Origin of the sequence: Pseudomonas sp. 21 (genome assembly GCF_000955805.1) — a bacterium.
In the GTDB taxonomy this organism is placed as follows: domain Bacteria; phylum Pseudomonadota; class Gammaproteobacteria; order Pseudomonadales; family Pseudomonadaceae; genus Pseudomonas.
This window is the reverse complement of sequence record NZ_JYOA01000009.1, coordinates 14,359-28,468: the sequence shown is the minus strand read 5'-3', so window position 1 is coordinate 28,468 and position 14,110 is coordinate 14,359. Positions and strand designations below refer to the sequence as shown.

Sequence of the window (14,110 nt, the reverse complement as noted above, 5' to 3'; positions counted from 1 at the left end):
TCGCGCCCATGGGGCGCTCCTACAGGGAAGCCTTACCTCTAAGGCAACTTCATTTCGTAACCCGCCGCCACCAGCTCGTCGTAGGCATGGTCCAGCTGTGCGCGCAGGCCTTCGGCATCGGGCGCGTGGCGCGAGACGATCAGCTTGGTCGGCACGCTGTACAGGGTGTCGAAGGCCAGTGGCGCCATGTTCAGCTCCCGGCGCGCCTGTTCTACCGGCGTCTGGTAGTCGATCAGGTAGTCGCCGCGACCGCGTTCGAGCATCTGCAGGGCGGCGGTGTGGGTGCTGGTGCGGTGCAGTTCCAGCTTCAGCTTCGGGTCGGCGAGCAGGTCGGTGATCGGTCGCCAGTAGCTGTAGCCGCTGATGAGGATGACCCGGCTGCCGGCCAGGCCGCCGGGCACTTCGGGCGAGGGCTGCGAGGGCATGCGGTAGAGGTTCAGCTCGACGTGGCCCAGCACGCGCTCGCACTCCAGCGTGCTGCCCGCCAGTTCCTGCTTGCCGGGTGCGCCGGCCCAGAGCTGCACGCTGCCGTCCTGCAGGCCGAGGTACAGGCGGGCGCTGGGCAGTGGGCGGAAGTCGGCGCGGTAGCCGGCCTTGAGCAGGATGCGCCGGACCATCTCGGCACCGCTGCCGCGGGTGCTGCCATCCGGGGCGGTATAGGTGTAGGGCGGGAATTCGTAGTAGCCCACCGTCAGCGCCGGCAGTGGATGCGGCAGGCGGTCGGCCAGCGTGGGCCGGTCGACGGCCAGGGCGTTGAGGCAGAGGAGGGCGAGGATCAGCCCGGCGAGACGGCGCAAATGCATGGATGGCCTGGGTGCTCGTTATCGTTTTTGTTCGAAGCGGGCCGAGCATGCGACTGCCGCATCGCACTTGTCCAGCCTCCACCGGCGGCGTTGTGCCGAAGCGCTCAGTGGGGCAGCAGGAAACGCGCGGAAAGCGGCAGGTGATTGGAAATGCGCAGGGTGTCGTGGCTGCGCACGCCGGCATCGAGGCGGTTCAGGCTGGGGCTGTGGAACAGGTAGTCGAGGGTGCGGTCGGGCTTGTGCACGCGGGGGTCGTTGGGGAAGTGCGTGTACCAGTTCTCCTGGTCGGCGCCGCTGGACTCCTCCACCGCCGGGACCACCGGGAAGCGCGCCGCCAGCAGGTTCAGCTCGCTGTTGGCGCGGTAGGGCGCGCGCAGCACTTCCGGCAGGTAGGGATACTGGCCCAGCGGCAGCAGGCCGAGATCGCCGCCCAGCAGCCAGGGGCGGCCCGCGGCCTGCAGGGTGTTCAGCTGGGCTTCGACGGCTTCGACCTGGCGCTGCGGGGTGTCGTCGCCGTTGGGGCGCTCCAGGCGCGTGTTGATCACGCTGAGCTGGCCGCCGCCTCGGATCGGCAGGTCGCTCTGCAACAGCGCCGGTTGCGGGGCGAACAGGTGCAGCAGCGGGATGGATGAACGCTGTGGCAGGGCGATGCGCTCGCTGCTGGCGATCTGGAAGCGGCTGAAGGTCACCAGCTTGCGGCCGGCGCTACCGAACACATGGGGATTGGGATCGAAGCGTGCCTTCCAGTCGAAGGCGGCGCTGGAGCAGGGGTAGAGGTCAGTCAGGCGATCGCCGATCAGCGCCTGCTGGTCCTGCTTGCCGGTGGCGGCGGCGCCGTCGTCGACTTCCTGCAGCAGGACGATATCCGGGGCTTCGTCGCGGATCACCCGCACCACCTCGTCGAGGCTGTAGGCGATGTCCTCGGGGCTGGGGCTGTCGTCGGGGCCGGTGGTGTCGGGCAGGTCGTCCCAGAAGATGTAGCGCTTGCCGGCCAGGTACTGGACGTTCCAGGTCATCACCTTCAGCGCCTGCCCCGGCTGCAGTTGCGGCGCCGGCGCGCGACACTGCGCGGCGACGGCCTCGCGCTCGGCGGGGTGCCAGGCCAGCAGCCACGCGGCAGCGGTCATGGCGAGCAACAGGGCGATGAACAGCACGAAGAGGAAGCGGCGGCGAAGCGAGAGGCTCATGGGTGACCAGGGGCTATGCTTGTGGGGTCCAGAGGATAGTGTCTGTGCCCGCGCATTTCACCTGCGCATTTGCCGCGCGAAGCATCCTGCAACCTTGAAACAGGCTGTTCACCGCGCGTAGCGCCTGCTCCGGGAGGTCGCCATGCCCCGCTCGTTGTTCTCGCACTCGGTCTACCGGCACAAGGTGGTGCTGGTCAGTGGCGGCTGTTCCGGTATCGGTCGCGCGCTGGTGCTGCGCTTTGCCCAGGCCGGCGCGCATCCCGTGATCCTCGACCTCGACCAGGCGGCGCTGGACAGCCTGGTGCAGCACCTGCGCGAACACCTGAACGTCGAAGCCCTCGGCCTGCGCTGCGACATCGCCGACGCCGAGGCGGTGGAGCGCGCGGTGGCGCTCGCCGTCGAGCGTTTTGGCGGCATCGACGTGCTGGTGAACAACGCCGGCATCACCCATCGCAGCCTGTTCATCGAGACCGAGCTGGCGGTGTTCCGCCGGGTGATGGCGGTGAATTTCTATGGCGCGCTGCACTGCACCCAGGCGGCGCTGCCCAGCCTGTTGGCGCGGCACGGGCAGATCGTCGTGCTCAGTTCGCTGACCGGCTTCGCCCCGCTGCTCTACCGCAGCGCCTACAACGCCAGCAAGCACGCGCTGCATGGGCTGTTCGACACGCTGCGCATGGAGCTGGACGGCACCGGCGTGGCGATCACCCTGGCCTGTCCGGGGTTCACCGCCACCGACCTGCGCAAGAACGCCCTGGTGGGCGACGGCTCGGTGATTCGCCAGCCGGCCGTGGTGCTGGGCGCGGAAGTCGCCTCGCCGCGCGACGTGGCCGAGGCGATCTACCAGGGCGCGTTGCGCCGCCGGCGGTTGCTGGTGCTGTCCAACGTCAACTGGCGAGCGAGATTGCTGGCGCGCTTCTTCCCGCGGCTGTTCGAGAAGCTGCTGGTGCCGAAGATGTCGGGGCTTCGCCCCGGGCACTGAACCAACCCGCAGTAAACACATAGCGACTGTAGGAGCGGGCCATGCCCGCGATCCGTGAGCAGGGCTCACGTTCCCAGTTGAAGATACGCGGACCATGTCCGCGTTCGCGGGCGTGGCCCGCTCCTACAGGGGCGTTCGGCGCAAGCGGGGGGTCAGTGGGAGTGCGTGTCGAACCCGCCGCCTGCCAGTGCCATGTCCCAGAACGACGCCTCGATCTTGTGCCCGTCCAGGTCGCGGATGAAGCAGCCGTAGTACGGATCGCCATACAGCGGGCGCGGGCCGGGGGCGCCTTCGTCGGTGGCGCCGGCAGCTATCGCGGCGCGATAGAACGCGTCCACTTCCGCGCGGGAATTGGCCATGAAGCCGAAGTGCGTGCCGTTGCCGACGCTGGCCGGGCGCCCGTCGATGGGCGTCTGCAGCCAGAACTCCGGGAACACGCGGCCGTAGGCCACGGCGCCGGGGTGTTCCATGATCTGCTGGCAGCCCAGGGTCGGCAGCACGGCGTCATAGAACGCCTTGGCGCGCGGGTAGTCGTTGGTGCCGATGGAAATGTGCGAAAGGCAGCTGGGCGGGAAGTCGCTCACGGCGAGTCTCCATACTCGGGGAAAGGAGACTCCAGCGTAGAACCCCGGCCCGCGACGTGCCGGGGGATTTGTTGCGACTTGCTGCCGCTCAGGCGGCCTCGCGGCCGAGCAGGATGAAGATGCGGTAGGCGGCCACCGTCAGCAGCAGCTGGAAGAACCCGCTCAGCGAGTGCAGCGCGACGCTGAGTACCGGCGCGTCCTGGCCGGCCTCGGTGATCCAGCCTTCGGCGATCCACACTGGCGCGAGGATGGCCAGGGAGGTCATCAGCAGCAGGAAGAAATGCCCGGTGGTCAGGCTGAAGCTCTCGCGCATCGCGTCGATGGGCGCGCGGCCGCGCTGCACCAGGAGGAATTCGGCGAAGGCCAGCTTGATCATCACGAAGATGCCCGGCAGCACCATCAGGTACAGGCCGATCACGATCAGCAGCGAGGTGATCGCCGAGAGCAGGGCAAAGGCTGGCCACAGCCGCAGCGCTGCGCTCCACAGTTCGCGCACGCTGCGCTCTACACCTTCGCCTGCGTCAATCATGTAGAGGATCAGGCTGGCGGTGTAGATCGGGTAGAACACCAGGCCCGCGGCCATGCCCCAGGGGGCGAAGTTCTGCGAGCCGGCGGCGACGTTGATCTGCTGCTGCACCAGCGTCTCGATGACGATCCACGGCAGGCACAGCGGCACCAGGGTGCCCAGATGACGGGAGAAGAAGAACCAGGTGTCGCGAAGGATGGAAAGGGGATTCATCAGTAACCCGATACTGTCCGAGGGCTTCGACTCTAACTTAAGCAAACCCTCAGATAGAAGGCGCAAGAATTCTGTGACCGGAACTTGTTTTTTTCCGACCCGATCCAATGTTTCGCTACAGCGATCCGTTTTGAACCACCCGCTCAATCGAGGCCTGTCATGAATTCCGAAGAGCAATCCCTGATCGATGGTCTGTTCGCCCGCCTGCGCGACGCCCAGGCGCAGACCGCGCCCCGCGACGCCGATGCCGAGGCACAGATCAACAGGCACCTGGTGCAGCAGCCGGCCGCGCCGTACTACATGGCCCAGGCGATGCTGATCCAGGAAGCGGCGATCAAGCGCCTGGACCAGCGCGTCAAGGAACTCGAAGCGCAGCAGGCCAGGGCTCAGGAGCAGCGCCCGAGCAGCGGCGGCTTCCTCGCCGGGCTGTTCGGCGGCGGCCAGAGCCAGGAGCAGCGCGCGGCGCAACCGCAGCAGCGCCCGGACGGCTGGGGCCAGACGCGTTTCTCGCAGCCCGGCGGCAATGCGGCTTACGCCAATAATCCTGCGGCCGGCAATCCCAACGACTTCCGCCCCGCGCAGCCCGCGCAAGCCGCAGCCCAGGGCGGTGGCTTCATGCGTGGTGCACTGCAGACCGCCGCTGGCGTGGCCGGCGGGGTGATGGTGGCCGACCTGCTGACCAGCATGTTCCACCACAACCAGCCGCAGGAAATCGTCGAGGTGATCCAGGAGCAGCCGGAGCCTTCGAGCTTCGACGACTCGCGGACGGACGACTCCTTCGGCGGCGGCGACCGCTACGCCGACAGCAATTTCAGTGACGCCAACTACGACGACGGTGGCAGCTTCGGCGACGACTCCGGCTTCTTCGGCGACGACGGCGACATGTTCAGCTGAGCCGCCCGCCCGCCGGGACTGGCGGGGGCGCGCCGCTGTGCCGATAATGCGCCCCCGCTGTTCCAGTCCCGGAGTCACCGTTGAAGACCATCGCCCTGTTCGCCGACGTGCAGAACCTCTACTACACCGTGCGTCAGGCCTACGGCTGCCACTTCAACTACGCCGCCCTGTGGGCCGAGCTGAGCGCCCAGGGCAACATCGTCCAGGCCTACGCCTATGCCATCGACCGGGGCGATGCGAAGCAGCAGCAGTTCCAGCAGATCCTGCGCAAGCTCGGCTTCACCGTGAAGCTCAAGCCCTACATCCAGCGCGCCGACGGCTCGGCCAAGGGCGACTGGGACGTGGGCATCACCATCGATATCCTCGACGCCGCGCCGAACGTGGACGAAGTCGTGCTGGCTTCCGGCGACGGTGACTTCGACCTGCTCCTGGACCGCGTCCGCGCCGGCGGCACCGATGCCACCGCCTACGGCGTGCCGGGCCTCACCGCCCAGGCGCTGATCCGTGCGGCCAGCCGCTACGTGCCCATCGAAGGCGCGCTGCTGCTGCGTTCCTGAGCCTTGCGGCTACAATGCCGCCCATTCCGAATTCGTATTGCGAGCGCTCCATGACCTTCGCCAACCTCGGCCTGATCGATCCCCTCCTGCGCGCCCTCGACGGGCTCGGCTACCAGAACCCGACGGCGGTGCAGGCTCAGGCCATTCCGGCCGTGCTCAAGGGCCGCGACCTGCTCGCCGCGGCGCAGACCGGTACCGGCAAGACCGCCGGTTTCGCCTTGCCGCTGTTGCAGAAGCTGCTGCAGGAAGGCCCGCAGGTGGCGGCCAACTCCATCCGCGCGCTGGTGCTGGTGCCGACCCGTGAACTGGCCGAGCAGGTCCACGAGAGCTTCCGCGCCTACGGCCAGCATGTGCCGCTGCGCACCGCCGTGGCCTATGGCGGGGTCAGCATCAACCCGCAGATGATGAAGCTGCGCAAGGGCGTCGACGTGCTGGTGGCCACCCCCGGCCGCCTGCTCGACCTGTACCGGCAGAACGCCCTGAAGTTCACCCAGCTCCAGGCGCTGGTGCTGGACGAAGCCGACCGCATGCTCGACCTGGGCTTTGCCCGCGAGCTGGACGAGGTCTTCGCCGCGCTGCCCCGGCGCCGGCAGACCCTGCTGTTCTCCGCGACCTTCTCCGACGCCATCCGCCAGATGGCCCGCGAGCTGCTGCGCGACCCTCTGACCATCGACGTGGCGCCGCGCAACACGGCGGCGAAGACGGTGAAGCAGCACCTGGTCACCGTCGACAAGAAGCGCAAGGCCGAGCTGTTCCTGCACCTGATGCGCGAGCAGGGCTGGCGCCAGGCCCTGGTGTTCGCCAAGACCCGCAAGGGCGTCGACGAACTGGTTGGCCTGTTGCAGAAAGAAGGCATCCGCGCCGACTCGATCCACGGCGACAAGCCGCAGCCGTCACGCCTGCGCGCGCTGGCGCGGTTCAAGGCCGGCGAGGTGGACTTCCTCATCGCCACCGACGTTGCCGCCCGCGGCCTGGATATCGAGGAAATGCCGCTGGTGGTCAACTTCGACCTGCCCATCGTCCCCGAAGACTACGTGCACCGTATCGGTCGTACCGGTCGCGCGGGCGCCAGCGGGCAGGCGATCTCGCTGGTCTGCGCCGACGAAGTGCAGCAGCTGGCGGCCATCGAGACGCTGATCGGCCAGACCCTGTCGCGCCAGGAAGAAGATGGCTTCGAGGCGGAGCATCGGGTGCCCGTCACCGCCCCTGGCGGCCAGATAACGAAAAAGCCGAAGAAGCCCAAGCAACCCAAGGTGCCGGAAGGCAAGCCGGGCAAGGTCCACCTGGGCTCGCTGCTGGACGACAAGCCGCAGGTCAAGGCGGTGCGCAAGGCGCCGGGGTTCGGTCTTGGCGGCAAACCGGCAGGCGGCAAGTCGCCTGCTGGAAAACCGGGTGGCAAGGGCGGTCGTCGCCCCTGAGCCGTTAAGGCGCGCGCCTGCTTCATCGCGGTGCGCCGCCGAGGGCTGGGTCGGGAGCTGCCGCCAGGCGTGACGGGGTCTTGCGGGGTGTGGCGCAAAAGCTGCATTTCCGTGTGGAATCCCGAACGCCTATAGTGTGCCCATCGCGCACACAACAAGAACGACAGCCCATGCGCCACAAGGAACTCAAAGCCTGGACCGGCGGAGTCGCCCATCTGCTCCCGCTGGCCGCCGGTCGTCCGCGCCTGCTCGGCCTCAGCCAGTGGCTGCAACAGGTCTGTGCGGTGGATAACTTCGTGCTCTTCGTCTACGAAGGCAACCACCGTCCGCTGGACCTGTTCGACACCTTCCCGGCCGACATCCGCCACGTCTACGTCGAGGATTACCAGGTCGGCCCCTACCTGCTCGATCCCTTCTACCTCGCCTGCACCCGCCACCAGTCGCCCGGCCTGTGGCGTTTGCGGCAGTTCGCGCCGGACCACTTCTACGTGGGCGAGTACTACCAGACCTACTACCAGCAGACCGGCCTGACCGAGGAGATCGCCTTCTTCGTCGACCTGGCCGACGGCGCCACTGCCGTGCTCTCGCTGATGCGCAAGACCTCAAGCCCCGCCTACAGCCGCGACGAGATGCAGCTGCTCGAATGTGCGCGGCCGGTGGTCGAACAGGTGGTGCGCGAGGCCTGGGAACTGCGCCGCGCGCAGCCACGCCCGGCGCAGGACCTGGACTACCAGATCCGCGAGGCCTTCGACCAGTTCGGCGCCCAGCTGCTCACGCCCCGCGAGCAGGAAATCGTCCAGTTGCTGCTGCGCGGCCACTCCAGCGCCTCGGTGGCCGAGCAGCTGGATATCAGCCCCGGCACGGTGAAGATCCACCGCAAGAACCTCTACGCCAAGCTCGGCATCGGCAGCCAGTCGGAGCTGCTCGGACTGTTCATTCGTGAGCTGGCCGGGCGCGATGTGGCGGGTGGGATGCGCGCGGTCGGCTGAGAAAAGCGGCTCTTCGTAGGAGCGAGCTTGCTCGCGAACGGGCTCCCCGATAACTCCGGCGCTGGGCGGTTCGCGAGCAAGCTCGCTCCTACAGGGAAGCACATCCCGCGATCACGCGCCGGAAGAACCAATCCCGCCATCTATCCCCCGAGGGATATATACACCCCGAAAGCCCCATTGCTAGCGTGACCACCAACAAGAACAAGGTGGGAGCGCGGTGATGGAAAGCGGTCAGGATGTCGATATCGAGTTCCGTAACGTGGTCAAGCGCTACGGCAGCGTGCCGGCGGTCAACGGGCTGAGCTTCAAGGTCAAGCGCGGCGCTTTCCATTCCTTCCTCGGCAGCTCCGGCTGCGGCAAGACCACCACCCTGCGGATGATCGCCGGCTTCGAGCAGCCCAGCGAAGGCGAGGTGCTGCTGGCCGGCCAGGCGGTGGCCGGGGTGCCGGCGCACCAGCGTGCGGTGAACATGGTGTTCCAGCACTACGCGCTGTTCCCGCACCTGACGGTGGCCGAAAACATCGCCTACGGCCTGCGCTACCGCACGCCGCGCCCGGACCGTGCGGAGCAGCGCCGGATGGCCGACGAGGCGCTGGAGATGGTGCGCCTGTCCGGCTTCGGCGCGCGCAAGCCCCACGAGCTTTCCGGCGGCCAGCAGCAGCGCGTGGCGCTGGCCCGCGCGCTGGTGAACAAACCTACCGTGCTGCTGCTCGACGAGCCGCTGGCGGCGCTGGACCGCAAGCTGCGCAAGGAGATGCAGTCCGAGCTGCTGCGCCTGCAGCGCGAGGTCGGCATCACCTTCGTGCTGGTCACCCACGACCAGGAAGAGGCACTGTCGATGAGCGACAGCATCAGCATCATGAAGGACGGCCTGATCATCCAGACCGCCACCCCCGAGGCGCTCTACGAGACCCCGGCGAGCCGCTACGTGGCGGACTTCATCGGCGAATCCAACCTGTTCTCCGGCACCGTCCGCCGCCTCGATTCCGGCCGTGTGGTGCTGGGCACCCCGGCCGGGCTGGAACTGAGCAGCCCGCCGACGCCCACCGGCCCCGCGCTGGCGCCCCAGGCCGAAGGCTGCATCGCCGTGCGCCCCGAGCTGGTCGGCATCGCCGCCGCCGACTCGGAGCTGCAGCGCGAAGTGCGCCTGAAGGGCCGTGTCGAGGACCGCATCTACCTGGGCAACCTCACCGAATACCGCGTGCGCACCGACGCCTTCGGCATCGTCTGCGTGCGCGTGCCGCGCAAGGCCGGCGGCGAGGCCGAAGCCTTCGAGCATGGCGCGCCGGTGCAGGTCGGCTGGAACCAGGCCAGCGGCCTGGCCATGGCTCTTTGAACCGGGCTCAGCTCGACGATCCAACCATAACGACAATCAGCAGACAGGCGGGGAGTGACGATGGACAAGAAGAACTTCATCAAGACGATGCGCAGCTGGGAAAACGGCTCCATCACGCGGCGCGATTTCCTCGGCAAGACCGGTCTCGGGCTGGCGATGGCGGTGGTCGCCGCCAACACTCCCGGTCTGCTGGCCGGCAAGGCCTACGCGGCCGAGGGCAGCAACATCGGCGACCGCCTGGCGCTGGCCACCTGGCCTAACTACCACAGCCAGGAGAACTTCGACGCCTTCGCCAAGGCCACCGGCGCGCGGGTGCAGATGAACGTGTTCGGCTCCAACGAGGAGATGCTCGCCAAGCTGCAGGCCGGCGGCAGCGGCTGGGACGTCTTCGTGCCGACCAACTACACCATCAGCACCTACGTGCAGCTCGGGCTGATCGAGCCGCTGGACCTGTCGCGCATCCCCAACTTCGACCCCAAGGCCTTCGAGGAGCGCTTCATGGCCCAGGGCACGGTGGACGGCAAGGTCTACGCGGTGCCGAAGAACTGGGGCACCACCGGCATCGTCTACGACGCCAGCAAGGTCAAGGGCAGCCCGGATTCCTGGAAGCAGTTCTGGGACCTCACCCTGACCAGCGCCTCGGGCCGCACCATCGTCCACGACTACCAGCTCACCGCCATCGGCAACGCGCTCAAGTACTACGGCTACAGCTTCAACTCGCTGGACCCGAAGGAGCTGGCCGAGGCCGAGAAGCTGCTGATCCAGGCCAAGCCGCACCTGTTCGCGATCAACTCCGACATCCAGCCCTCGCTGCGCAACGGCGATGCCTGGATGGCCATGGCCTGGACCGGCGACGCCTCCCAGCTGCACCGCGACAACCCGGACATGACCTTCGTGCTGGGCAAGGAAGGCGGCGAGATCTGGAGCGACTTCTTCGCCATTCCCAAGAGCGCCGAGCACCGCGACGCGGCCTATGCGTTCATCAACTACCTGCTCGACCCGCAGCACAACAAGCTGGAGGTGCTCTCCCACGGTTACCCGAGCGGCGACAAGCGCGTCGATGCGCTGCTCTCCAAGGAGATGCTCGACGACCCGATCATGTACCCGGCGGCCGAGCGCCTGTCGCCGCTGGAGTTCGGTGCGGCGGCGACCCTCACCAGCCCGGCGCGCGCCGAACTGATGGCGCGGTTCAAGGCCGCCTGAGGATGCCTTTCGTGTAGGAGCGAGCTTGCTCGCGAACGTTTTTCCCGGCAGTTCTGAGCTGGGCGGGTTCGCGAGCAACCTCGCTCCTACGAGAGAGGGCCCCGAGCAACTCCGATGCGTAGGGAATCGAACATGAACATCGCTGTCAGCGCCCCGTTGCCGCAGGTCCAGGCGACGCCCACGGCCTCGCGCGCGAAAAGCCTCGGCCGGCGCGTCACGCTCCTGCTGCTCCTGCCGTCCACCCTGTGGTTCCTGCTGCTGCTGCTGATGCCGCTGGTGATCATCCTGGTCTTCAGCTTTGGCGAACGCAGCGCCGTGGGCGGCTACGGCGGTGGCCTGACGCTGGAGAACTACCTGAACCTCGGTTCCCGCGCCCAGGCCTTCTGGAACACCCTGACCCTGGCGCCGCTGGGCACCCTGGCTTGCCTGCTCGCAGCCTACCCGCTGGCCTATTTCCTGGCGGTGAAGGTGCGGCGCAACAAGTCGCTGCTGCTGACCCTGGTGATCGTGCCGTTCTGGACCAGTTTCCTGATCCGCACCTACGCCTGGATCTTCATCCTCAGCGGCCGCGGCATCCCGGCGCTGCTGGAGAGCTTCGGCATCGCCGACGTGCGCCTGATCAACACGCCCTACGCGGTGCTGATCGGCATCGTCTACGGCTACCTGCCGCTGATGGTGTTTCCCATCTACGTGACCCTGGAGAAACTCGACAAACGCCTGCTGGAAGCCTCCGGCGACCTCGGCGCCAGCGCCTTCGAAACCTTCCGCCGGGTGACTCTGCCGCTGTCCGCGCCGGGGGTGATCACCGGGGTGATGCTGGTGTTCATCCTGCTCATGGGCGAGTTCCTGATCCCGGCGATCCTCGGCGGCGGCAAGGTGTTCTTCGTCGGCAACGCGCTGGTCGACCTGTTCCTGCAATCGCGCAACTGGCCCTTCGGCAGCGCGGTGGCAATGACCCTGGTGGCGATGATGCTGGTGATCATCGGCGTCTACCTGAAACTCGTGGCGCGCTATGGCGGCTCACGCAATGACGGGGTGCTCTGACATGTGGCTGCGCAGTTACTCCACCTCGGTCTACCTGTTCCTCTACGCGCCCATCGCGCTGATCATGCTCTTCGCCTTCAACGCCGGGCGCAGCGGGCTGAGCTTCCAGTGCTGCTCGGTGCAGTGGTTCGGCCGTGCCTTCGGTAACCCGTTCATCATGGAAGCCCTGGGCAACAGCGCGCTGATCGCCTTCTGCTCGGCGCTGATCGCCACGCTGTTCGGCACCCTCGCGGTGTTCGGCCTGCAGCGCGTCGGCAAGCGCGTGCGCCTGCTGTTCGACGCGCTGACCTACTGCGCGATCATCGTGCCGGGCATCGTCATCGGCATCGCCACGCTGATCGCCTTCATCACCCTGTTCGACGTGGTGAACCCGCTGCTGGCGCTGCTCGACATCGGCCTGCCGAAACTCAACATGGGCTTCGGCACCGTGGTGGCGGCGCACTCGCTGTTCACCATGGCGCTGGTGATGGTGATCGTCCGCACCCGCGTCGAGGCCATGGACAAGTCGCTGCTGGAAGCCTCCGCCGACCTCTACGCGCCGCCGCTGGACACCTTCTGGCGGGTGACCCTGCCGCAGATCGCCCCGGCGATCCTCGCCGGCTTCCTGCTGGCGTTCACCTTCAGCTTCGACGATTTCATCATCGCCTTCTTCGTCGCCGGCTCCGAGACCACGCTGCCGATCTACATCTTCTCGTCGATCCGCCGCGGCATCACGCCGGAGATCAACGCCATCTCCACGGTGATCATCTGCGCCTCGCTGGCGCTGCTGTTCACCTCCCGCTACCTGCAGAACCGCCGCACCGGCGTTCAGGCCGCCTGAGGGCCGACTTCAAGGAGACTCGAGGATGCGCGACCAGCTCTACATCAACGGGCAGTGGGTCAGGCCGGACCTGGGCGGCCGCTTCACCAGCTACGACCCGGCCACCGGCCAGCCGCTGCGCGAAGTGCCGGCGGCCACCGAGGAAGACGTCGACCACGCCGTGCGCGCGGCGCGCACCGCATTCAATCGCGGCTGGGGGCAGAGCCGCGGCAGCGAGCGTGCCGAGTGGCTGGAAGCGCTGGCCGGCGAGCTGGAACGCAACCAGGACTCGTTGGCCGAACTGGAAGTGCGCGACAACGGCAAGCCGCTGCCCGAGGCGCAGTGGGATGTGGCCGACGCCATCGGCTGCTTCCGCTATTACGCCGAGTTGGCACGGGAGCTGGACGAGCGCCAGGACCAGACCCTGCCACTGCCCGACGAACGCTTCCGCTGCCGCATCCGCCAGGAACCGGTGGGCGTGGCCGGGCAGATCATCCCCTGGAACTACCCGCTGCTGATGGCGGCCTGGAAGGTCGCGCCGGCTTTGGCGGCGGGCGCCACCTGCGTGCTCAAGCCGTCCGAGCTGACGCCGCTGAGCGCCCTGGAACTGGCCGCCGCCGCAGATGCCATCGGCTTGCCGGCCGGCGTGTTGAACGTGCTGCCGGGACTGGGCGCGGAGGCCGGTGGGCCGCTCAGCCAGCATCCGGGGGTGGACAAGCTGGCCTTCACCGGCAGCGTGCTGACCGGCTCGCGGATCATGTCGGCGGCGGCCCAGGACATCAAGAACGTCAGCCTGGAGCTGGGCGGCAAGTCGGCCTTCATCGTCTTCGACGACAGCGATGTCGAGGCGGCGGTGGAGTGGATCCTCTTCGGCATCTTCTGGAACCAGGGCCAGGTGTGCAGCGCCACCTCGCGCCTGCTGGTGCAGGAGGGCATTGCCCCGCGCCTGATCGAGCGCCTGGTGGAAGCGACCCGCGCCATCACCATCGGCAACGGCATGGAGCCGGGCGTGCTGCTTGGCCCGCTGGTCAGCCAGGGGCAGCACGAGAAGGTGCTCGGCTTCGTCGACAAGGGCCGCGCCAGCGGTGCCCGGCTGCTCACCGGCGGCAAGCGCCCGGCAGGGCTGGAGCAGGGCTGGTTCATCGAGCCGGCGATCTTCGATGAGCCGGCCGAGGACGCGCTGATCTGGCGCGAGGAAATCTTCGGCCCGGTGCTCTGCGTGAAGCGCTTCAAGACCGAGGCCGAGGCCCTGCGCCTGGCCAATGACAGCCGCTTCGGCCTGGCCGGCGCGGTGATGTCCGGCGATCCGCAGCGCGCCGCGCGGGTGGCGGATGGGTTGCGTGCGGGGATCGTCTGGGTCAACTGCTCGCAACCCACCTTCACCCAGGCGCCCTGGGGCGGCATGAAGCAAAGTGGTATCGGTCGCGAACTGGGCGTGTGGGGGCTGGAAAATTACCTGGAGGTGAAGCAGGTGACCGAGTACATCTCGGACCAGCCCTGGGGCTGGTACCTGAAATAACCGCTGTGACTCGCTCCTGCCGGCAACTTCGGAGCCCACTGTAGGAGCGGGCCATGCCC

At 67.6% G+C, this 14,110-nt stretch carries 14 protein-coding genes; 10 read left to right on the top strand and 4 right to left on the bottom strand.

Going from position 1 to position 14,110, the window contains the following annotated elements; genetic code table 11:
* Positions 1-38: 38 nt before the first annotated feature.
* A complete protein-coding gene (locus UB43_RS21185) occupies positions 39-803 on the bottom strand; it encodes an ABC transporter substrate-binding protein (protein WP_045215000.1) in 765 nt (254 codons plus the stop codon).
* Positions 804-907: 104 nt separating this feature from the next.
* The gene (locus UB43_RS21180; protein ID WP_045214997.1) at positions 908-1,990 is read right to left on the bottom strand and encodes an endonuclease/exonuclease/phosphatase family protein; all 1,083 of its coding nucleotides are present in this window, start codon (positions 1,988-1,990) and stop codon (positions 908-910) included.
* Positions 1,991-2,132: 142 nt separating this feature from the next.
* On the opposite strand from UB43_RS21180, the gene UB43_RS21175 reads away from it, so the two are divergent.
* Positions 2,133-2,969 carry an SDR family oxidoreductase gene (locus tag UB43_RS21175; protein WP_045214994.1) on the top strand — a complete coding sequence of 279 codons (837 nt, stop codon included), beginning with the start codon at positions 2,133-2,135 and terminating at the stop codon, positions 2,967-2,969.
* A 152-nt stretch (positions 2,970-3,121) separates the two neighbouring features.
* Here the strand turns inward: UB43_RS21175 and UB43_RS21170 are convergent, their stop codons facing one another.
* Positions 3,122-3,553, bottom strand: a complete 432-nt coding sequence (locus tag UB43_RS21170; RefSeq protein WP_045214992.1) for a VOC family protein — start codon at positions 3,551-3,553, stop codon at positions 3,122-3,124.
* Between the two features lie 88 nt (positions 3,554-3,641).
* Positions 3,642-4,292: a YciC family protein gene (locus tag UB43_RS21165; protein ID WP_045214990.1), complete on the bottom strand. Its 651-nt coding sequence runs from the start codon at positions 4,290-4,292 to the stop codon at positions 3,642-3,644.
* Positions 4,293-4,451: 159 nt separating this feature from the next.
* Here UB43_RS21165 and UB43_RS21160 point away from each other — a divergent pair, with 159 nt between their 5' ends.
* From UB43_RS21160 to UB43_RS21120, 9 genes are all read left to right on the top strand, one after another.
* Entirely contained in the window at positions 4,452-5,186 is a 735-nt protein-coding gene (locus UB43_RS21160) for a DUF2076 domain-containing protein (protein WP_045214988.1), read from the top strand.
* An 80-nt stretch (positions 5,187-5,266) separates the two neighbouring features.
* A complete protein-coding gene (locus UB43_RS21155; RefSeq protein WP_024764639.1) occupies positions 5,267-5,743 on the top strand; it encodes an NYN domain-containing protein in 477 nt (158 codons plus the stop codon).
* Positions 5,744-5,793: 50 nt separating this feature from the next.
* Positions 5,794-7,161, top strand: coding sequence for a DEAD/DEAH box helicase (locus tag UB43_RS21150; protein ID WP_045214984.1), 1,368 nt, complete (start codon positions 5,794-5,796; stop codon positions 7,159-7,161).
* A 170-nt stretch (positions 7,162-7,331) separates the two neighbouring features.
* Positions 7,332-8,150 carry a LuxR C-terminal-related transcriptional regulator gene (locus UB43_RS21145; RefSeq protein ID WP_045214982.1) on the top strand — a complete coding sequence of 273 codons (819 nt, stop codon included), beginning with the start codon at positions 7,332-7,334 and terminating at the stop codon, positions 8,148-8,150.
* Between the two features lie 220 nt (positions 8,151-8,370).
* Positions 8,371-9,486 carry an ABC transporter ATP-binding protein gene (locus tag UB43_RS21140; RefSeq protein ID WP_045214979.1) on the top strand — a complete coding sequence of 372 codons (1,116 nt, stop codon included), beginning with the start codon at positions 8,371-8,373 and terminating at the stop codon, positions 9,484-9,486.
* Positions 9,487-9,546: 60 nt separating this feature from the next.
* Positions 9,547-10,689, top strand: a complete 1,143-nt coding sequence (locus tag UB43_RS21135) for a PotD/PotF family extracellular solute-binding protein (RefSeq protein ID WP_045214976.1) — start codon at positions 9,547-9,549, stop codon at positions 10,687-10,689.
* Positions 10,690-10,821: 132 nt separating this feature from the next.
* Positions 10,822-11,733, top strand: coding sequence for an ABC transporter permease (locus tag UB43_RS21130; protein ID WP_045214974.1), 912 nt, complete (start codon positions 10,822-10,824; stop codon positions 11,731-11,733).
* 1 nt (position 11,734) lies between these two features.
* The gene (locus UB43_RS21125; RefSeq protein ID WP_024764643.1) at positions 11,735-12,553 is read left to right on the top strand and encodes an ABC transporter permease; all 819 of its coding nucleotides are present in this window, start codon (positions 11,735-11,737) and stop codon (positions 12,551-12,553) included.
* 25 nt (positions 12,554-12,578) lie between these two features.
* Positions 12,579-14,051 carry an aldehyde dehydrogenase family protein gene (locus UB43_RS21120; protein WP_045214972.1) on the top strand — a complete coding sequence of 491 codons (1,473 nt, stop codon included), beginning with the start codon at positions 12,579-12,581 and terminating at the stop codon, positions 14,049-14,051.
* The last annotated feature ends 59 nt before the right edge of the window (positions 14,052-14,110 follow it).